The 254-nt window shown below is 66.9% G+C and carries 1 protein-coding gene; it reads left to right on the top strand.

Translation table 11 applies throughout. The annotated features are described in order from the left end of the window. Positions 1-254 (top strand): hypothetical protein (locus AC0IYH_RS32780; protein WP_471838540.1); only part of this gene is annotated, 254 nt, incomplete at both ends.

Genomic DNA, 254 nt, shown 5'->3' with positions numbered 1-254 from the left:
CAATTTCGAGGCGAACGCCGGCTATGCGACGCCGCTGCTGGGTACGTCGGCGACGTTTAACGGGACGCTGGAACTGGCGGACACGACCGGGCAGTTCGGCCTGCCGGTGGTGACGTTGCCGGGCGATGTCGTCCGCCGGCTGGAGGACGGGTTCTCGCCGCTGACGCAGCGGGGCAGCACGTTGACCGGGCATCTCGGCACGACGATGAACGGTGCTCTCGGCCAGTGGCAATGGTCGTTCACGGGCAATTACG

It is taken from the genome of Pseudomonas sp. AC463 (assembly GCF_979253585.1).
This window is presented reverse-complemented; position numbering and strand designations above follow the sequence as displayed.